Genomic DNA, 20,881 nt, shown 5'->3' with positions numbered 1-20,881 from the left:
GGCCCGGAGGGGAATCCTCCGGGCCGGTCGTGTGTCCGCGGGGCGGTCAGCTGTGGCGGCGTCTCCGCAGCCACAGGGCCAGACCCAGGCCGATCGCCGCGAGGGCCGCGAACGCCGCGCCCGCCCAGATCGCCCCCTCCGCACCGGTGGAGGCGAGGTCACCGCCGCTCCCGGCCGCCGCGGTCACGGCGAGGTCACCCCGCGCCAGCTCGACGCCCTGCGCATCGGTCGCGACGAGCGCGTGCGCGCCGGCCGGCGTCGCCGCGGGGATCGTGACGGTGGCGACGGCATCACCGTCGGCCGAGATCGTCACCTCACCGATGCGGACCGGCTCGGAATGCAGCCACAGCTGCACCAGCGCGTCGGGATCGAATCCGCTCAACTGCACGGTCAGGCTCGCGCCGGCGACGACCGATCCGATGGCTGCGGTGATGGTCGCCTTCTTCCCCGGCTTCGCCTTCTTGACCTTCAACGGAGCGCTGGCGAGCTCCGCGCCGGCCGCATCCTGCACGATCACCCGGTGCGTGCCCACAGAGGCGTTCGTCGGGATCAGCAGTCGCGTCGTCAGCGCGCCCTCCGCATCGACCGTGGCACCGGTCAGCCGGGCGTCGTCGAGCCAGACCGACACGGTGGACTCCGGAGCGAAGCCCGTGAGCGCGATGCCCACCGTCTCTCCCGCCCGCACCGAGTCGGCGTCAAGACCGAGCTTCGGGTCGATCACCGGGTTGCAGCCGCTCAGATCGTCGTCCGGCCGCGTCGCGGGAGCATGACCGCTCTGCGGGGTCGGCGAACCGTACACGGCCATCTCGGCGACGGCCGCGAACTGCGTGCCCGAGATGGACGACGTGGCGGTCACGCGGATGTAGCGCGCCGTGGTCTCCGCGAAGTCCACGTCCTGCCACTCGGCGACGTTCTGCCACTCGCCCGAGACGACGGGCGTGTACGTCTGCCCGTCGGTCGACACCGCGACCTCGTAGCCCTTGATCGGACCGTTCTGGTTGGCGCCGCGGCGCAGGTACGAGATGCCGTCCACCTGCTCGGCGGCGCCCAGGTCGAAGGTCAGCACGTGCGGGTACGACGTCGCCGCCGAACTCCACCGACTGTGCCAGAACGTGCCCGCATTCCCGTCGAGCATGTTCACGGCCGCACCGTTCTCCCCGGATGTCTCCTCGGAGCTCGCCGTCGCGGAGATCTGCGCGTTGGGGATGCGAGCCCGTGAGGACACCGACACCTCCTGCGTCGTCACGACCGTGCGCACATCGCAGTCCGCGAGATACGTCGCCGCGATCCCGATGCCGACCGTCGTGCCCGCGGCCTCCGCCGGCGCGGTGACCAGCCACGTGGTGTCCACGCTGTCCCCGGGCTCGACCTTCTCGAACAGGTTCGACGAGTCGTCGGCGACCTCGACCGCGTACCCCTCCGGCACCTCGAGCTGCACGCCGATGTTCTCGACGGCGAGGGACTCGCTGTTGGTGAAGGTGGTCGTGAACGCGGTCTGCGCGCCGGGGCTCAGGACGCCCGCCTCCGCAGACACCGTCGCACACGGGGTGCCGCCGGTCGTCGGGCCGAGGTCTGTGACCGTGAAGTCGTCCAGCACGAAGTCCACGTCCGGTCCCCCGACGCGTTCGAGTCCGACCCAGGTGTAGTCGCCGCATCCGACGATCACATCCTGCGAGAACTCCGCCGTCTCCAGCGCCTGCGTGATCCCGGTGCGACTGAGCGTGGTCGAGGTGACCGTGCCGCCCGCCACCGCATCCGTGCCGGTGAGCCAGCGGTAGGCGCCGCTCGCGCCGACCTGGTAGTCGAATCCGATCCGGTACGAGTGCCCCGCCTGCAGCGGAACGAGTGTCGGATCGGTGCGATAGACGACCCCGCTGTTCTCGGAGTGCGACATGAGCGAGTGGTCGCCGGTCAGCGTCGTATCCACCGCAAGCCCCGCGAGCGCACCCGCGTCGAACGGCTTGGCGGTGTTGCGCCACTCGCTGCTCGTGTACGGATCGTGTCGGCGCGAGATGCTCGTGCGCGGGTCGTCGATGCCGTTGGCGTTCCCCTTCACGAACGGGCCCCACCCGGCCTCGTTGCCCTCGAAGTCGTTCGAGTACACCGTGCCGGCCGTGAACGGTGCGGTCGTGTCGCGCGAGACCCGGGCGTTGTCGATCCGGACCTTCGCGTCACCCGCGACGGCACCGACGGACACGGTGACCTCACCGGACGCCGGGGCCAGGAACGACGTCGACCCGCGCTGGTAGTACTGACCCGCCTTGGAGTCGGCGCGCATGTAGTTGTACGTCGGAGAGAGGTTCCAGGTGCGGGTCACCGCACCGGAACCGGTGTCGACCGAGACGCTCACGTCGCGGGTCGCGGTCGGATCGATCTGCACCTGCGCCGAGAACGCGTACCGCTGCCCGGGGGTGAGGCCGGTCACGGTCTGCGAGATCGACGAGGCGGCCGCACCGAGCACGGCGACGTTGTCGCCCCGGGACTCGTTCTTCGCGCTGCCGAGGTCGGTGCGCTCGACCGACACATCGCCCTGGGGATTCCAGACGTCGAGCGAACCGGAGTTGAAACCCGGGTCGTCGAGACCGGCGTCGTGGTACTCGACCGCCGCGCGCTGGGCACCACCCTGCGGCACCACGACGTAGGCCGTGCCCTCGTCTCCGCTGAGCGTGAGCTCGCCGCCTGCCGCATTCACGGTGCCGACCTTGACGCGCCCCTGGTCTCCCAGCTCGAACACGTCGAAGGCGGTGTTGCCGCGGAACGCCTCGGTGAGCCCGAACGTCTCCTCGCCTCCCGACGCCGAATAGAAGTACATCTTGTCGGCGTCGACCGGGGAACCTGCCTCCTCGTTGGAAGACAGCGACTGCCAGGGGAGCAGGTAGGAGTCACCCCGCAGCACCGTGGCGCCGTCCATCGTGATGACCCGGGTACTGCCGTCGATGCGCACGGCGACGTCGTCGGTCAGCGTCGCCTCAGCACCCGCCTCATACGTGAGCAGGTCGAAGTGCTGGAGGAACTTGGTCGGCAGGCTCTGGGTCCAGATGTTGTCGACGAAGCCGTCCCAGTTGCGGTTGCCGACCCAGCCCTCGGCGTCGACGAGTCGCTGCTGTCCGAGCAGCGCATCGTCGTTCCAGACGTCGGCCTGGCCGTTCTGGATGAAGCGCACCATCGTGGAGTTGATGCCCTTGTTCGTCACCCCGCCGTAGCTAAGGTCGTTCGGCCAGTGCGACCAGACCGTGCTGTCGACGAACTTGTCACCCCACTCTGTGGCGACCTCGAGGTCCATGCTGTTGAGCTCGTCTGCGAGCTCTTCGGCGACCCACCCGTTCGAGTAGTACACGTCGATGTAGACGCCGCTGAGACCGGGGACCTCGTCCCGCAGCTGCTGGAAGCGGTCGAGCACCCGTCCGGTACCGAGGTCGGTCTGCTGGTTGATGTAGTACGACTGGTCGAGCCAGTTCCAGCCCGGCTTGTACGGGGCGGCACCGTCGAGGATCGCAGAGTCGAAGGCGTTCGCCTGCGGATAGATCTCGGTGGCGTTGACGTGCACGCTCATGTCGGCGTTGAGCTTCGCGCCCTCGTCGACGAGGGTGTTCAGGTCGGAGAGGCCGCCCGCCCGCTCGTTGTAGTTTCCGCCGTAGTCGGTGTTCGCCGAGTCATGGCCTTCACTGCCGTAGCCCTTGTTGAGCACCCACTGGCCGAGACCGTCGGTCTGGTTCGCGATGCGCTTGGTGTTGTCGAGGACCAGATCGAAGTAGTTCGTCGCACTGGAGGCGAAGTTGAAGGGGATGCGACTGACCACGCGCTCGGCGACCCGATCGGCGCCGAGACGAGGGGTGTCGACCTCGCGGTAGCGGATCGCGCCGTCCTGCCAGTCGACCTTCGCGTCGCCGTTGCGGTCCGCCGCGAGGAGGACCGTGACCTTCGGAAGGGCGTAGGTGGTCACCCGGCTGTCCATCGCCGTGGTCGGGTGGATCAGCCAGGCGCTGGAACCGACCTCGGCCGTGCGTCCCGCCGCCTCGGTGATGCGTGTGGTCAGGCGCGTGTTCCACGACGCCGTGCCGCCGGAGGCCTGGGTCGTCGCGTTGGTGATCACGCTGCCGATGAGCGCGCCGTTGCCGAGGAAGGCGAAGGCTGCCCCCTTCTGGCCGGTCGCCGTCGAAGCACTCACCGCGATGTGCTCGTCGGCGTTCTTGGTGCTGTCCGGGCTGATCACCGTGCGATCGAGCACCGACCCGGCATCCGCGGCGGTCGCGGAGAGGAAGGCGTTGTCCGGAAGCCCCAGAGTGGTCACGGCTGCCGCCCCCTCGACCGCGGTGACCTCGAACCCGACGGTTCCGTCCTCCGCGACGCGGATGCTGCTGCGCACGGTGACGTCGATGCCCGTCAGCGTCGACACATAGTCGATCCCGGTGGCGGACGGCGTCGACGTGGTCTCCGACGCGTAGCTCGCGCCGTTCACCGACCAGGTCTTGGCCGAGGTGCGCTGGCCGGCGATGCTCTCGCTCCCCACGCGATACTGCGTGATGCGGGGGAACTCGGTCGAGACGACCGCCGTGGTGCCGCCGGCGGCGATCTCGACGGTCTCATCCGTGTCCGGCTCCTCCGGCTCGGTGACGATCGGGGGCAGCTCCTCGTCGGAGAGCACCTCGATCTCGCCGGCTCCGCCGCCGGTGGTTCCCTGCGCGTCGATCACGAGCAGGGCCACGTAGCGGCCGTCCTTCGCAGCATCCAGTGTGATGCGCTGCTTCTCGTCGTTCGCGGCCGGAGCGTACAGCACCGCCGTGCCCGAGGCCGCACCCCATCCGCCGTCGGCCGGCGAGCTTCGCGCGACATCGGGATCGTCCGTCACGTAGACCTCGACCGTCTTCGCAGCCACGGCCTGGCCGCGCTTTACCGAGTAGTCGAGGGCCTTCACCGAGAGGGAGCGCTGGAGGTCGACGACGATCCAGTGCGGGAACGGCGCGTTCGCGGTGTAGCGCGAGGTCCACTGCGTCGCGAAATCGCCGTCGAAGGCGCCGAGAGCGGTGCCGTCGAGCGAGGGCGGCGCCGGGTACGGGTCCGATTCGCTCGACACCGCGTGCAGGCGGTAGTCGGCTTTCGGGACCGGGATCAGCTCGGCGGCCTGCGCGGCCGGCGCCTGGGTGAGCACGCCGCCGAAGGCGAGTGCCGTCGCCAGCAGCGAGCTGAGGGCGACGGTAGCGCGGGGCGGTCGGGAAGGTTTCGACACGTCTTGCCTCTCGGTCGAGCGGCGGCCGGGAGCACAGACGCCCCGGTGCGCCGCAGATGATCATCGACGACCCTCATCGATGTTTGCGCTATCACAGTAGACGCGTGGATGCCTAAATATCAAGCATCAAGCGAGCAGAAGCGCAAACATTGGCGAGAAGTGGCGTGCACGGACGAGAAGAACAGACGAGAAGAGCCGCCCCACACCCTCGGTGCAGGACGGCTCTCGTGGCGTCCGGATCAGGAGCCGATGAACTCCTCGGTCTCCCCGAACGACGGTTCTTCACGGATCTCGACGGTCACCCCGAGGACATCGGTGTCGAGCACGACGATCTCGTTGCGGCCGGCCTTCCACAGCGGCGCCGGCGCGTAGAGCGTCTCCTGCGGACCGACCTTCCAGTACCTGCCGAGGAGGAAGCCGTTCAGCCAGACCATCCCCTTGGCACCGCCGGGGAAGGCGAGCCAGGCATCGAGCGGCTCGGCGACATCGAGGGAGGCGATGGCCACACCATCCGTTGCGTCGGTCGCGTCGGTCGCGGCGGTGGGGAGAGCCGGTACCTCCTGGGGAACCACGCGATGCGTCCAGCCGTTCACGAGCCGACGGCCGATCATCACGCCGCGCATGATGCCCTTGCCCTCGCCCGTGTACGGCCCGTAGTTGATCCGTCCGAGGCTCTCGACGAGGATCGTGAGTCGTCCCATCCCGCCGTCAGCGGGCAGAGCGAGAGAGGTCTCGCCGTCGCGCTCCAGCACGCCGAGGCGCCGCTCGTCGAGGAACACCACGGCACGGTCGTGCAGCCCGTCGACCGTGAGCGTCGCCTCGGCGGGGAAGGACACGTCCGCCTCATACGCGACGAGGCCGTCTTCCGCACCGAGCTCCTCGAACGTACGCGGTCGCGGCGAGACGTCACCGGCCACGGGGAGCGAAGCGATCAGCCCGAGCAGGGATGCGCGCGGCTCGAGCGGCGTGGTCGCCGCGCCCTGCCGCCGCGGCGCACCGGGAACCGGGGGGAGCTCACCCGCATGGAACGGCGCGAACAGCGCACGGAGCGCGTGGAACTTCTCGGTGAGCGTTCCGTCTTCGCCGATCGGTGCGTCCGAGTCGTAGCTGGTGACGGTCGGCTGCAGGACCTGGTCGTGGTTGGCCCCGTTCCAGAGGCCGAAGTTGGTGCCACCGTGCGCCATGTACAGGCTCACCGATCCGCCGGCGGTCAGCAGCTCCTCGATCGTGCCCCCGGCGCTCGCGGCCGAACGCACGTGGTGCCGCTCCCCCCAGTGGTCGAACCAGCCACCCCACAGCTCGCTGCACATGAGCGCATCACCCTCGCGGCGCAGTTCCACGGCCCTCGCCACCCCGGTGCCGAACGTGAAGGTCGCCAGGGCCCCGGCGACACTGCCATGCTCGATCATGTCGCCCGTGATGCCGTCGGCGGTGGTGAGCATCTCGACCATCCCGCGGCGGCGGAGCCCGTCCCGCAGGTGTGCGAGGTAGTCGGCGTCACTGCCGAACGACCCGTACTCGTTCTCGATCTGGATCGCGACGATCGGTCCGCCGTGCGAGGCCTGGAGCGGAACGAGCCGGGGGATCAAGCGGTCGTACCAGGCGTCCACCGCGGCGAGGAAGCCGTCATCGCTGGTGCGCAGCGCCGCGACGCGCCCGGACAACCAGGACGGGATGCCGCCGTTGGACCACTCGGCGCAGATGTAGGGACTGGGGCGGAGGAAGACATCCAGACCCACCTCTCCGGCCAGACGGATGAAGCGCTCGATGTCACGCCATCCGTCGAAGCGGACGTCGCCCTCGACGCGCTCGTGGAAGTTCCACGCGACATAGGTGTCGACCGTGTTCGCGCCCATCGCCGCGAGTCGGCGGAGACGGTCCTCCCACAGGTCGGGATGCACCCGGAAGTAGTGGATCGAGCCCGCGAGGATGCGGTGCGTGACACCGTCGCGGAGGATCTCCCCGTCGCGCCAGGACAGGGTGGGCGCGCCGATCGGCGTCGCGGTGGCCGAGGCGTCGACGGCAACGGAAGAGCCGTCGAGAGCCGAGGCGAGAAGGTCAGGCATAGCGCTCCAAGCACGAGTGTTTGCGTTCACATTATCGCATCGCCCGACTCGCCGCCTCCTGGATTTACGCCGATTGATCGCTACCATTGAGCACATGTCCCCTCGCCGCCCGAGAGACGACCGCGCCCCGAGCCAGGTCGATGTCGCCCAGCTCGCCGGAGTCTCCACGCAGACCGTCTCCCGCGTCATGTCCGGGCAGGACAACGTGCGCCCCGACACCGCCCGCCGTGTCCTGGCGGCAGTCGAGGAGCTCGGCTACCGCGTGCACGCCGCCGCCGCCTCGCTCGCCTCCGGTCGCACTCGCGTATTGGGCGTGATCGTGGTCTCGACGGACCGGTACTCGTCGGCGGCGCTCGGTGTCGGCATCCAGCAGGCGGCCGCGGCCAATGGATACACCGTGTCGACGGCGGCCGTCGCGGACCATGCCTCGGCTGAAGCGTTCCTGGAGGCCTTCGACCGACTGGAGCGTCAGGGCGCGGAAGGCATCATCCTCGGTGTCCCGGTCGAACTCGAGAGTCCGGCGATGCGGACGCGCACCGAGCGCACGCCCGCGACCCGCAGCGAACGCACCTCCCTGGACGAGGACGCCCCCCTCGCGGTCGACCAGCGCGCCATCGCCCGCCTCGCCGTCGAGCACCTCCTCGACCTCGGGCACGAGACCGTGTGGCACGTCTCGGGCGACGACTACTGGACCGAGACACAGCAGCGCAGCGAGGCCTGGGAGCAGACGCTCCGCGATCGGGGCATCGTGCCGCCGCCGTTGATCCCCGCTGACTGGACACCCGAATCCGGTTACCGCGCCGGGCGCACGATCGCCGCCATCCCGGAGGCTACCGCCGTCTTCGTCAGCAGTGATGAGATGGCGTTCGGTCTGATCCGCGCCCTGCACGAGGCCGGTCGCAGTGTGCCGGAGGACGTCTCGGTGGTCAGCGTGGACGACATCGCTCTCGCCGCGTACGCCTCCCCCGCGCTCACGACCGTCCGCCAGCCCTTCGAGGCGATGGGCCGTGCGGCCGCTCTCCGGGTCATCGCTCAGATCGAGGGACATGAGGCGGTCGGCGAGATGCCCTCCACCGAGCCGCAGCTCATCGTGCGCTCGTCGACGGCCCCGCCCCGCTCGGCGCGCTCGGCGCGCTAGGCGCACGAGGCGCACGAGGCGCACTAGGCGCACGAGGCGCACGTTCCAGGGCCGCAGCCTGTTCCAGGCCCGCACAACCTGAAGGAGATCTCACGGAAAGAAGGAGCGTACTGAGCAAAGCCTCCTTCGTTCCGTGAGATCTCCTTCGAAACGTGTGCCAGCATCCACCGCCACCACCGCCACCACCGGCGCAGCCACCGCAGCCACCGCACCTCCGCGCCGCAGCCCGCTCCGTACGCTCACCAGCGGCCGTGCCGGCGCTCCCACTCGTCCTCGACGGTGCGGCGACGCCCTGCGACGACGCCCGCGGGGATCACGACGACGAGCACACCTGCGATGACGAGGAGCGGGATCTGCCAGCCGTCGGTGGTCTCGTGGAGCAGCCCGATCAGCAGCGGGAACACCGCGGCGATCGCGTAGCCGATGCTCTGCACGAACCCGCTCAACGCGACGGCGCTCTCCGGCGTACGGGCACGGATGCTGAGCAGGACCAGGCTCAGCGGGAACATGATGGCCGTGAGACCGAAGATGCTCACCCACAGCGGCAGGGCCACGGTCGGGATGAGCAGGAGGCCGGCGAGCCCGACCAGTCCTCCGGCGACGGCCACGAAGAAGAGGGGACGTGTCGCCTGGAACCGGACCACCAGGATCGGCACCAGCAGTGAACAGGGAAGACCGATCAGCGCGAACAGCGACAACAGGAAGCCCGCTGTCGCCGGGCTGACCCCGCCGATGTCGACGAGCATGGTCGGCATCCACGCGAACGAGACGTACGCCATGGTGGAAGAAGCCCCGAACACGAGCGCGAGTGCCCAGGCGAGCGGCAGTCGCCACAGGCGGGCGAAGTGTCTGCGGTTCGCCGGAGTGGTCGAGATCGGACCGGTCGCGACGGCCACCGCATCCTGCACGTCGTTGACACCGTCCGTGGGATCGGGGACGAGGAGCTCCGTCTTCATCGGCGCGTCCGCGCGAGCCCGATTCCCCAACAGCAGCGCGACCCAGGGCACCAGTGCGATTCCGGCGACGATGCCCCACATGCCGAGCGACACCCGCCAGCCGAGCGAATCGGCGACCGGAACCGCGACGAGCGGCGGCAGGAAAGTCGACACCGCCATCGTGGTCGAGTAGATCGTCATCATGATCCCGAGGCGGTCGGGGAAGTACTTCTTCACCAGCGGGGGAAGCAGCACGTTGCCCGAACCGACCCCCGCGAACACGACCGCGGTCGCCGCGAGCAAGGTGGTGGAGTCGATGGCGAGACCGCGCAGCAGCAGCCCCAGAGCCATCAGGGTGATCGCGGCGATCGCCATCCGCTCCAGGCCGAAGCGCCGCTCGAACAACGGCGTGAGCAGCCCGAAGATGGCGAAGCAGACCGGAGGGGCGGCGCCGATCAACCCGATGATCACCGGCGAGACGGGAAAGTCCTCGGCGACATGGTCGATCACCGGAGACAGGGAGGCGACCGCCGAGCGCAGCGAGAACGCCACCAGGACGATCCCCACGAGTGCGAGAGCCCGACCCTGCCACAGCGGTCGAGCGCCCGGCATCGTCATGAGGTCTGCGACCCCTCCACCCAGGCCAGGTATTCGTCGGAGACCGTGCCGGTCACGTACCGGCCGTCGAAGCAGCTCAGGTCGAGGTCCGTGAGGGCCGACCCTTCGATGATCGCCGCTTTGAGGTCGTCGACCTCCTGGTACACGAGGTGATCGCAACCGAGTTCCTCGGCGATCTCGGGGATCGTCCGCCCGTGGGCGATGAGCTCGTGGCGTGAGGGCATGTTGATGCCGTACACGTGCGGGTGCCGCACGGGAGGCGCCGCGGAGGCGAAGGTGACCGAAGCGGCACCGGCATCCCGCGCCATCTGGATGATCTCCTTGGATGTGGTCCCGCGCACGATCGAGTCGTCGATCAGCAGCACGTTCTTGCCCTGGAACTCGGTGGACATGGCGTTGAGCTTCTGACGCACGCTCTTCTTGCGCACCGCCTGCCCGGGCATGATGAAGGTCCGGCCGACGTAGCGGTTCTTGTAGAAGCCCTCGCGGTACTCGATGCCGAGCTTGCGGGCGACCTCCATGGCGGCGGGACGAGAGGAGTCGGGGATCGGCATGACCACGTCGATCTTGTCCATCGGCACGTGCTTGGCGATGGTGTCGGCCAGACGGTCGCCCATGCGCAGACGCGACTCGTACACCGAGATGCCGTTCATGACCGAGTCGGGGCGCGCGAGGTAGACGTACTCGAAGGCGCACGGCGCGAGCGTCGCGGCCGGGGCGCACTGCTTCGAGAACAGCTCCCCGTCGTTGGTGATGAAGACCGCCTCACCGGGCTCGACCTCACGGACGACGTCGTAGTCGCCGTTCTCGAGCACGAGCGACTCGCTCGCGACGACCCACTCATCCTTGCCCTCGGCACCGGGGACCGTCGACGGGCGACGACCGAGGATCAGCGGGCGGATACCGAACGGATCGCGGAAGGCGAGCAGACCGTAGCCGGCGATCACGGCGATCACGGCGTACGCGCCCTCGATCCGCTCGTGCGTGCGGGCGACGGCTTCGAAGACGCGCTCGGGGTCGAGGTCGACGGCCGAGGTCGTGTTCTGCAGTTCGCCGGCGAGCACATTGAGCAGCAGCTCGGTGTCGCTGGACGAGTTCAGGTGGCGGCGGTCGCGCTTGGCCATGTCGGCCGTGAGCTCGCGGGTGTTGGTGAGGTTGCCGTTGTGGATGAGGATGATGCCGTACGGCGCGTTCACGTAGAACGGCTGCATCTCCTCTTCGTTCGAAGCCGTGCCCTTGGTCGCGTAGCGCACGTGGCCGAGGCCCACGTTGCCGAGCAGCGCGCGCATGTCACGGGTGCGGAACGCCTCACGGACCATGCCCTGCGCCTTGGCGTTGTGCATCACGCCGTTCGCTTCGGCGGTGGCGATGCCCGTCGCATCCTGGCCGCGGTGCTGCAGCAGCAGGAGTGCGTCGTAGATGTCCTGATTGACCGGGGCAGAGCCCACCATTCCGACGATGCCGCACATGGGCTCTTACTTCGCTCCGTCCGCGTAGGCGCCGACCAGGCGCACCGCTCCACCGTCGACGCCCTTGGCGCCCTGTTCGAATTCACCGGCCGGACGCGGACCGAAGCCCACCGTCCCGACCTGCCACGAGAGCATGCCCTCGGCGTTCAGCGCCGCGATCGCGGCATCCTTCTTCTCCGCGGCGACCACGGCGAGGAAGCCGATGCCGAGGTTCCAGGTTCCCTCTGCCGACTCCAGCGTGGAGCCGGCTATGTCACTGAGCACGCGGAAGACGGGGCTCGGCGACCAGCTGCTGCGGTCGACCTCCACCCAGCTGCCCTGCGGGAGCACACGGGCGAGGTTCGCCGCGATGCCGCCGCCGGTGACGTGGCTGAGAGAGTGGACTCCGCCGTCCAGCTGCTCGATCAGACGCAGAAGGGGAAGCGTGTAGAGGCGGGTCGGCTCGAGGAGCGCCTCGCCCCAAGTGGTGCCGAAGTCGGCGGCGTTGTCGCCGTACCCGATCCCCGCGCGGGTCACGATGTGGCGCACGAGGGAGTAGCCGTTGGAGTGCAGTCCGCTGGAGGCGACCGCGATCACCGCATCGCCGTCCTGCACGAGCTCGGCCCCGAGGATCGCATCGGCCTCGACCACACCGGTCGCCGCACCCGCCACGTCGTAGTCGCGGGGCCCGAGAAGCCCGGGGTGCTCCGCGGTCTCGCCGCCGACGAGTGCCGTGCCGGTGGCCGAGCACGCCTCGGCGATGCCCCGGACGATGTCGGCGATGCGCTCCGGGACGACCTTGCCGCACGCGATGTAGTCGGTCATGAAGAGCGGCCTCGCGCCCACCACGACGATGTCATCGACGACCATCCCGACCAGGTCCTGGCCGATCGTGTCGTGCTTGTCGATCGCCTGCGCGATCGCGACCTTCGTGCCGACGCCGTCGGTACTGGTCGCGAGCAGGGGGCGACGGAAATCGCGCAGCGCGCTGGCATCGAACAGTCCGGCGAATCCGCCGACACCGCCGAGAACTTCGGGGCCGTGCGTCGCGCGCACGGACGACTTCATCAGCTCGACGGCGAGATCACCTGCAGCGGTGTCGACGCCGGCTTCGGAATAGGGATTGGTGGGGGAGGCAGCCACGCTTCCAGCCTACCGCCCGCGAGGGGTTCGACTCTCCGCCAGGATCACTCTCGGATCCGGGCCCTCGACCCGCCTACGATGGGGCCATGGCCGACAAGCCGCAGTGGCTCATCCGCGAAGACGCGAGCGTTCCGGTGCTCGTCGCGCTCGCGTTGCGGCAGAGCCTCGGGATCCGCGAGCCGGAGGGCCTCCCGACGCTCCGTGAGCTCGCCGTCCGCGCACCGGATGCGGTCGACGCCTCCCCCGCGGTCGAGGCGCAATGGCGCGAGTACTGGGACATGACGGTCGAGCCGCGCGCGCACCCCTCCGACGTGCCGCTCGAGCTCATCGACGGGTTCGACACCCTGGTCGCGCTGCCGGCCTCGGGCGCCGAAGAGCTGACCGCCGCGATCGCTCCGCAGGCGGAGTCCGCACTCCGCTACGCGCGCGCCGCGCACGACCGATATGTGAGCTCGATGAAGAGCCATACCGGTGGCGATGCCTACCGCGCCTATGCGAGCGCGATCGCGGAGTTCGAGCGCGAGGTCGGGCGTCGGGCGCACTCGTTCGAGCTCAATGTGCAGGTGCTGCCGTTCTCGCAGCGCGGCATCTGGTGGATCGGAGCGCTCACCGTCGCGGTGACCGACGGCCTGCGGCGCGACGTCGTGGCGTTCGACGCCGCCATCCGTCCGGTGATCGCCGAGCTGGCGTAGCCTCAGTCGTCGACGACGGTCTCGTGGTCGACCCGCACGACGCGGTCGTGTCGGCGCGCCACCCGCTCCAGGATGAGGGCGACGACTCCGCCCAGCGCGATGCCGATCGGCACCGTCCACAGCAGGAGGAACCCGAAGACCTGTCCGGGCGGATAGACGACATCGAGCGCCTGCGAAGGCTCGAAGCTGCCCGCCCAGGTGAGGATGCCGGCGGCGATGATGCCGACCACCACGCCGATGCCCATGAACACGCCGTACCGCGGCACGCGGCGCACGGTCGCTTCGACGGTCTGGTGGGAATCGGTGGGGGCCATGACTCCATTGTCCCACCGTCTACGGATGCCGGGAACCGGGGCTTCCGGCCCTCGGTCTCGGGTGCGCATCGGTCGGACGATTGCACGGATGCAGGAGCCGGCCGAGCGATTCCCTCCTGCATCCGTGCGGTCCTCCGACATCCGTAAGCGACAGGAGACGGAGGGCGGCCCTCCCCGCGTGCGCCGTGGGGAGGGCCGTCCTGTCCTCGGGAGGGGATCAGACCTCGGTCGTCGTCTCGGCGGTCTCGTCCTTGCGGTTGCGGCGGGCGATCAGCACACCGCCGGTCGCGGCGAGCACCACGACGACCAGGCCGCCGACGATCCACGGCCACACGGGTGCGCCTTCGGAGGTCGCGGGCTCGGTCACCGTCGTGACGGACGCCGCGGCCTCGGAGTCGACTTCCTCCTCCGGCGTGACACCGCAGTCGGCGTTCACCGGGATGACCGCGGTCACCGGATCCAGCGCCTCGCCCGCGGCGTAGGTGCCGAACGCGGCAGCCCCGGCCTCGGTGAGCGTCGTCGGGATCGCATCGAGGGTCAGCACACCGTCGACGATCGTCGCGTCACCGCGGGCGAACTCCGCGAGGCGGACGCCTTGCTGGTCGATGCTCTCGCCGCCCTGCGTGGTGCCGGTCACGTCGAAGACGAGGTAACCCTTGTCCCCGGCGAGCTCGATGCCGGCATTCGCGAGGGTCGTGTTCAGTGCGCCGTCGTGTCCCGTGAACGTGATGCTCCCCCCGAAGGAGACGAGACCGGTCAGGGCCTCGTCGTCGAACGATCCGGTGCCGTTCTGCCACACGAAGTCCGGGTACTGGTACGCCACGTCGGTCAGCGTCCAGCCGCCCTTCGCGATGCCCTCGATGTACGTGCGGAACGATTCCTTGTAGCCCCACTTGAGCGTGGCGCCCTCCACCGTGCAGGATCCGAGCACGGTCGTGGCGCGGGTCAGCGTGAACGTCAGACCGCGGTCGACCGATCCCTGGAGGGTCAGGGTGTGGGCACCGTCCTCCAGGCCCGCGGGCACCGACCCCGACCAGGTCGCGACACCCGCGGAGTCGGCGGTCACGGTGTCGAGCAGCACGGGGCTCGAGTAGACGACGACCTTGATGCCCTCTTCGTTCGGCTGGAAGCCGGAGGCCGAGATGGTCGCCGGCTGCCCGGATTCGAGGGCGGCGAGGTTCTCCGCGTCGACGTCGATGCCGTCCGATGCCGGTGGGGCGGCGGGCAGGGTCGTCTTGGCCTTCACGGCAGCCGCAGCCACGGTGCCCGTCGTCCCGGACGGAGCAGCGGCCACCGAGCCGATCGTGAACGTGACCGGGTTGAGCGTGGTCGAGTACCCCGCCAGGACCCTGTCCCGTCCGGCGGCCGTCAGTGCGGCGGGGGCCGCGGTGTACGTCACGGCACCGTCGACCGTGGTGCGTGCGGCACGGGAGAGGTCGAGGGTCGCGAACGGCACCTGCGCACCGCCGCTCGTCACGGAGAGAGTCGCCGCCCCCGCCGAAGTGATGCGGATCTGCGGGTTCGAGACCGTGACGTCGAGCACACCGTGGTGACCGGTGAACCGCACCGATCCGCGGTAGACGACGCCCCCCAGACCGGTCCCACGGTCGTAGTCGCCGCCGACCGACTGTCCGAACTGGAACTGACCACCCGATCGGGTCGCCCCGTCGGAGACCGTGATCGATCCCTGCGCGATGTCACTCGTGACGTAGTTCACGAACGACGACGAGATGGCCCAGCGGAGCGACCCACCGGGGACGCTCGCCTGCGGGGTCGTCGGCTTCGTGGGCTTCGTGGGCTTCGGGGGGACGACCGTCGCGAACAGGGCATCCCACTGCGCGGGGGTGATCTCCACCGTCGAACGCGCGTAGATCGTGTCGGCCGTGGGCATGGAGTGCTGCTTCCACACGATCACCTCGTACGACTTCGTGCGATCGAGGTTCTTCGCTGCCGTCGTGAGGTCGACCGCGAACGCCCCGTACGTGATCTCCCTCACGTACGTCATCGCGAGGAATCCTCCGGAGGCGGTGACATCCGCCTCCGTGCCGGTCTCGATCAGAGCGGCGTACGCGCCGGGGATGTCGCCGAGGTTCGTGGCCGCGGCCGTGACGGTCAGCCCGTCCTTCGCGGTCGCCGAGGTCACCGAGGTCTCGAGAGCCGCGGCGTCGCCGTAGTTCAGTGCCACGCTGCGTTCCTGCGCGGCATTGGTGACCCCACCCGCGCCGTAGGTGAAGACGCCGTAGGAGCCGGGGGTGGCGGCGGCATCCTTCAGCGTCAGCGTCGCCTCGAAAGTGCCGTCGTCGGCGATGTCGACCCACTGCGCACGGATCGCACCCTGGTACTGCGACGGGACCTGGTTCAGTACACCCTCGGCGAGCGCCCACACCTGCGCCGCGACCGAGCGGTTCGCGGAGGAAGCGCCCTCCGACGGCTTCCAGTCCGCGGCGAAGTTGCCGAAGACCACGTAGGTGCCCTGCGGAAGATCCTTCGGGATCGGCACCCCACGGCCGCCGACGTTGGCCGCCGGGTCGTAACCCGAGCCCTTCACGACGATCTTGTCGCCGGCCGCGAGGGCGGCACTCCCGACCGGGGTGGTGCCGTCGGCAAGGAAGACCTCGAGCGACGGGGTGAACGTCGGGGCGGTGAGCGCATCCCACTCGGCGTCGCTGATAGTGACCGCGTCGCGGGCGTACAGGGTGTCGTCGTTCGGCATCGTGTGCTGCTTCCAGACGATCACCTCGTAGGACTTCGTGCGGTCGAGCGTGGAGGCAGCGGCTGCGAGGTCGACGGTGAACACGCCGCCGGAGATGCCGCGCACGTACTGCATCGCGAGGAATCCGCCGCCGGTGGTGACCTCCGCCTCGGTTCCCGCCTCGATCAGCGCGACGTAGGCACCCGTGATGGCGCCCAGCTTCGACGCCTTCGCCTCGATCGTGAGCCCATCCTTCGCGCTCGCGCTCTTCACCGTGGCGGTGAGAGTGGCGGCCTCGGTGTAGTTCAGTGCGACGCTGCGCTCCTGATCGACGTTGACCACGCCTCCGGCCGCGTAGGTGTAGACGCCGTACGAGCCCGGAGTCGCGGACGCGTCCTTCAGCGTCAGGGTCGCCTGGAACGTGCCGTCGTCGGCGATGTCGACCCGCTGCGCGCGGATCGCACCCTGATACGGAGACGGCACCTGGTTCAGCACGTCCTCGGAGAGCGCCCAGACCTGCGCCCCCACGGAGCGTGTCGACGACGCGGCACCGGTGGACGGCTGCCATGTCGAGGCGAAGTTGCCGAACACGACGTAGGTGCCCTGCGGAAGGTCCTTGGGGATCGGCACCCCACGGCCGCCGACGTTGGCCGCCGGGTCGTAGCCCGAGCCCTTCACGACGATCTTGTCGCCGGCCGCGAGGGCGGCATTCCCCGCCGGGGTGGTGCCGTCGGCAAGGAACACCTCGAGCGACGCGTCGGTCGGCGGGGTCGTGCCCGGGTCCGTACCGGGGTCGGTCCCCGGGTCCGTACCAGGGTCAGTCCCCGGATCGGTACCGGGATCAGTCCCCGGATCCGTACCAGGGTCAGTCCCCGGATCGGTACCGGGATCGGTACCGGGATCAGTCCCAGGATCCGTGCCCGGGTCGGTGGGCACGGGGCCGAACACGGCATCCCACTGCCCCGCGGAGATCGCGACCTCACCGCGTCCGTAGATCGTCGTCGCGTCCGGGTTCGAGTGCTTCTGCCACACGAGCACCTCGTAGGACTTCGTCCGATCGAGCGAGCCTGCCGGCGCCTCGAGCGTGAACGTGCTCGCCCCTCCGGCGACGACGGGCATCACGAACGCGGCGTATCCACCCCCGCCGCTGAGCCCACCTTCCGTGCCGGTGACGATCAGGGCCGCGTAGGCGCCCGCGACATCGGGCAGCCCGTCGGCCTGCACCTGCACGCGCACCCCCGACGTGTCGGCGGAAGAGACCGATGCCGTGACCGCGGTGTCGGCGGCGTGCGCGGGCGGGACGATCACCGCACCGGCCGCGACGAGAAGGAAGGAGACGAAAGCGGCGAGCAGCACGCGTAGGCGAGTGCTCCCTGAGGATGCGGTGGCTATGGCGTTCACGATTCTCCACGGCTCCGGGCACGCAGAAGATCACGTGTGCCGACGGTGCCGCAATGCGGTCGGGCGACGGGTGGGTTTTGGTTAGGCTTAGCTAAGTAAGCACTGATCCTGAGCGTAGAGGTGCCGATCGAGGCGCGTCAAGTTTTAGGATAGCCTTGCCTAATGCGCCGCGTCATCGCCGTCTTCTTCGTCGCCGCCCTCGCCGCCGGGCTCACCGCGTGCGCCGAGCCGGGAGCCACCGCCGCACCCCCTCTCGCCGTGGAGGACACGTGCCCGCAGGCATCCACACCCCTCGCGTCCCTCGGCCTGATCGACGACGTGCGCGGACATGAAGGCCCCTCCACCGCGTGCCTCTCCAGCCATGCGATCGACGCCGTCGACGATGACACCGCGCCGGACCTGCCGGTGACGGTGACCGACAGCGAAGGCCGGGACGTCGAGATCACCGACGTCGACCGCATCCTGCCGATCGACATCTCGGGCACGATCGCGTCGACCGTGTTCGCTCTCGGTCTCGGCGATCAGGTCGTCGGGCGCGACGCGTCGACCGACTTCGTGGGCACGGAAGACCTTCCGGTCGTCACGAAGACAGGCCACACGCTCAATGCCGAGGCGATCCTCGAACTGTCCCCGACCGTCATCCTCACCGACACGACGATCGGCCCGAAGGAGGTGCGCCAGCAGTTGCGCGACGCGGGCATCGCGGTCGTGGTGATCTCCAGCGACCGGCGGCTCGACACCACCGACGAGCTGGTCACCGAGATCGCGGCAGCCCTCGGGGTCCCGAGCCGGGGCGAGGCGCTCATCGCGCGGCTCGATGCCGCGGTCGATGAGACGCTGGCCGAGATCTCCGAGGTGGTGCCCGCCGACGAAGCGGATCGCGCCCGCATGCTCTTCCTCTACGTCCGCGGCAGCGCGAACGTGTACTACATCTTCGGCGAGGACTCCGGGGCCGACTCGCTGATCGACGCGGTGGGCGGAGTCGACGTCGCCGCCGAGATCGGATGGGAGGGCATGAAGCCCATGACCGCCGAAGCCCTCGTCGCCGCGCAGCCCGACGTGCTGGTGATGATGACCGACGGGCTCGAATCCGTCGGTGGCATCGACGGGCTGATCGAGCGGATCCCCGCCGTGGCTCAGACACCCGCCGGAGCACACCGTCGCGTGATCGACATGGCCGACAGCGAGATCCTCAGCTTCGGTCCGCGCACCGCCGACGTGATCGGCGCCCTGGCCCGCGCCCTGTACGCGCCCGAGCCCGCGAAGTGACCGGCGAGGTCGTCACCCCGACTCCGACCAGGCATCGGGGCCTGCGCTTCACGCTGGTGACGGTCGGCCTGGTCGTCGCGCTCGCGATCACGTGCATCGTGTCGATCACGAGCGGGCAGTACGACCTGTCCCCCACCTCGCTGGTCGGGGTGCTGCTGCGCGGCATCGGGATCGACTCGGCGTGGGCTCCGACGGCATCCACCGACTACGGCGTGATCTTCACCCTGCGGATGCCGCGCATCGTGCTCGGCCTGCTGGTCGGTGCCGCCCTCGCCGTCTCGGGTGTGCTCATGCAGGCGATCTTCGGCAACCCGCTCGCGGACGCCGGCGTGGTCGGGGTCTCCTCGGGCGCGGCTCTCGGTGCAGCCGCGAGCATCACCTTCGGGCTGGCGACGTTCGGGATGTGGACGACGCCCGCCTTCGCGTTCCTCGGGGGCCTGGTCGCGGTGTTCTCGGTGTACTTCATCAGCCGGTCCGGCGGACGCACCGAGGTCGTGACCCTCCTGCTCACCGGTATCGCGATCAATGCGATCGCCGGCGCGGGCATGGCGTTCTTCACGTTCCTCGGCACGACATCGACCCGCGAGCAGATCGTGTTCTGGCAGCTCGGCTCGCTGAACGGCGCGCTGTGGTCGAACATCCAGCTCGTGGCGCCGCTCGTCCTGATCGGCGTGGTCGTCGCCCTGATCGTGGCGCCCGGCCTGGACCTCTTCGCCCTCGGCGAGCGCACCGCACGACACCTCGGCGTGAACGTCGAGCTGCTGCGGGTGGTGGTCATCGTGACCGTCGCGCTGCTGGTGTGCGCGGCGGTCGCGTTCGCCGGGATCATCGGCTTCGCCGGGCTCGTGGTGCCGCACCTGATGCGCATGATGATCGGCCCCGCCCACCTCCCGCTCGTGGTCGCCTCGGCACTCGGCGGCGCGCTGCTCATCGCGGTCGCCGACCTGGTCGCGCGCACCGCGGTGCCGCTCGCGGATCTCCCCATCGGCATGATCACCTCGCTCGTGGGCGGGCCGTTCTTCCTGTGGCTGCTCGTGCGCACACGCCGTCGCTCGGGAGGATGGGCGTGACCGTCCGGCTCCGCGGGGCGGGGCTCACGGTGCGCGTCGGCGAAGGGCGGACGATCCTCGACGATGCGTCCATCGACATCCACAGCGGAGAGATCCACGCCCTCGTCGGGCCGAACGGTGCGGGCAAGTCCACGCTGTTCGGAGTCCTCGCCGGAGACGTCACCGCGCACGCGGGCACGGTGGAGCTCGATGGTCGGCCCCTCGACCGGGTCACACCGCGCATGCTCGCCCGGCAGCGTGCCGTGCTCCTGCAGGAGAACACCGTCACGTTCCCCTTCAGCGCAGAGCAGGTCGTGCGGATGGGCCGGACCCCCTGGGCGCGCACGCCCGCGGCCGAGGAAGACGACGATCTGGTGTCCTCCGCGATGGCGCAGACCGAGGTGACGGCACTCCGTGCGCGCGCGGTGCCGTCGCTGTCGGGAGGTGAGCGCGCCCGGGTCGCGCTCGCCCGCGTGATCGCCCAGAGCACCGGCATCCTGTTGCTCGACGAGCCGACCGCGGCGCTCGACCTGAAGCACCACGAAGACGTCATGCGGCTGATCCGGACGCGTGCGGACGCCGGGATCGCGGTGGCCATCGTGCTGCACGATCTCAATGCCGCGCTCGCGCACGCCGACCGCGTGACGCTCCTCGCCGACGGGCGGGTCGCCGCGACCGGCACGGCGTCCGAGGTGCTGAGCGCCGAGCGGATCGAGCAGGTCTACGGCCAGGCCGTCGATGTGTTCCCCCACCCCGCGACCGGGGTTCCGCTGGTCGTCGCGCGGCGCTGATCCGCGGCGCGGCTAGGGCCGGATCGGCAGTCCCTTCGGGCGGACTCTCACCTTCGCCGGCCCCGACGGGTACCGGATCTCGCTCCACGATCGCGCCT

At 69.6% G+C, this 20,881-nt stretch carries 12 protein-coding genes; 5 read left to right on the top strand and 7 right to left on the bottom strand.

Going from position 1 to position 20,881, the window contains the following annotated elements:
* Window positions 1–46 precede the first annotated feature (46 nt).
* On the bottom strand, window positions 47–5,227 hold the full coding sequence (locus tag E0W80_RS08445; RefSeq protein WP_131492089.1) for an endo-alpha-N-acetylgalactosaminidase family protein: 5,181 nt from the start codon (window positions 5,225–5,227) through the stop codon (window positions 47–49).
* A gap of 239 nt (window positions 5,228–5,466) precedes the next feature.
* Window positions 5,467–7,293 (bottom strand): beta-galactosidase family protein, encoded by a 1,827-nt coding sequence (locus E0W80_RS08440; protein WP_131492088.1) that lies wholly within the window; start codon window positions 7,291–7,293, stop codon window positions 5,467–5,469.
* A gap of 94 nt (window positions 7,294–7,387) precedes the next feature.
* On the opposite strand from E0W80_RS08440, the gene E0W80_RS08435 reads away from it, so the two are divergent.
* Window positions 7,388–8,431 (top strand): substrate-binding domain-containing protein, encoded by a 1,044-nt coding sequence (locus E0W80_RS08435; protein WP_131492087.1) that lies wholly within the window; start codon window positions 7,388–7,390, stop codon window positions 8,429–8,431.
* A gap of 239 nt (window positions 8,432–8,670) precedes the next feature.
* On the opposite strand, the gene E0W80_RS08430 is transcribed toward E0W80_RS08435, so the two are convergent.
* The 3 genes from E0W80_RS08430 to purM are packed head-to-tail and all read right to left on the bottom strand — an operon-like array spanning window position 8,671 to window position 12,575.
* The gene (locus E0W80_RS08430; protein WP_131492086.1) at window positions 8,671–9,984 is read right to left on the bottom strand and encodes an MFS transporter; all 1,314 of its coding nucleotides are present in this window, start codon (window positions 9,982–9,984) and stop codon (window positions 8,671–8,673) included.
* Entirely contained in the window at window positions 9,981–11,453 is a 1,473-nt protein-coding gene (gene purF, locus E0W80_RS08425) for an amidophosphoribosyltransferase (protein WP_047522956.1), read from the bottom strand. The genes E0W80_RS08430 and purF overlap by 4 nt, the downstream gene beginning before the upstream one ends.
* A gap of 6 nt (window positions 11,454–11,459) precedes the next feature.
* Window positions 11,460–12,575 (bottom strand): phosphoribosylformylglycinamidine cyclo-ligase, encoded by a 1,116-nt coding sequence (gene purM, locus E0W80_RS08420; RefSeq protein WP_131492085.1) that lies wholly within the window; start codon window positions 12,573–12,575, stop codon window positions 11,460–11,462.
* Window positions 12,576–12,661: 86 nt separating this feature from the next.
* Here purM and E0W80_RS08415 point away from each other — a divergent pair, with 86 nt between their 5' ends.
* Window positions 12,662–13,267: a zinc-binding alcohol dehydrogenase gene (locus E0W80_RS08415; RefSeq protein ID WP_131492084.1), complete on the top strand. Its 606-nt coding sequence runs from the start codon at window positions 12,662–12,664 to the stop codon at window positions 13,265–13,267.
* A 2-nt stretch (window positions 13,268–13,269) separates the two neighbouring features.
* Here E0W80_RS08415 and E0W80_RS08410 read toward each other — a convergent pair whose 3' ends face one another.
* Window positions 13,270–13,581, bottom strand: coding sequence for a hypothetical protein (locus E0W80_RS08410; RefSeq protein ID WP_047522953.1), 312 nt, complete (start codon window positions 13,579–13,581; stop codon window positions 13,270–13,272).
* A gap of 217 nt (window positions 13,582–13,798) precedes the next feature.
* On the bottom strand, window positions 13,799–17,674 hold the full coding sequence (locus E0W80_RS08405; RefSeq protein ID WP_165875424.1) for an HtaA domain-containing protein: 3,876 nt from the start codon (window positions 17,672–17,674) through the stop codon (window positions 13,799–13,801).
* Window positions 17,675–17,836: 162 nt separating this feature from the next.
* Between E0W80_RS08405 and E0W80_RS08400 the strand changes: the two genes are divergently transcribed.
* From E0W80_RS08400 to E0W80_RS08390, 3 genes are read left to right on the top strand one after another with little or no spacing between them, the layout of a single operon-like run.
* Window positions 17,837–18,943, top strand: a complete 1,107-nt coding sequence (locus E0W80_RS08400; protein ID WP_131492082.1) for an ABC transporter substrate-binding protein — start codon at window positions 17,837–17,839, stop codon at window positions 18,941–18,943.
* Entirely contained in the window at window positions 18,940–20,013 is a 1,074-nt protein-coding gene (locus tag E0W80_RS08395; RefSeq protein WP_131492081.1) for an iron ABC transporter permease, read from the top strand. The genes E0W80_RS08400 and E0W80_RS08395 overlap by 4 nt, the downstream gene beginning before the upstream one ends.
* Window positions 20,010–20,783, top strand: coding sequence for a heme ABC transporter ATP-binding protein (locus E0W80_RS08390; protein WP_131492080.1), 774 nt, complete (start codon window positions 20,010–20,012; stop codon window positions 20,781–20,783). Before E0W80_RS08395 ends, E0W80_RS08390 begins: the two co-directional genes overlap by 4 nt.
* Window positions 20,784–20,881: the final 98 nt, after the last annotated feature.

The organism is Microbacterium sp. PI-1, from assembly GCF_004337555.1.
GTDB classification, from domain to species: Bacteria; Actinomycetota; Actinomycetes; order Actinomycetales; family Microbacteriaceae; genus Microbacterium; species Microbacterium aurugineum.
This window is presented reverse-complemented; position numbering and strand designations above follow the sequence as displayed.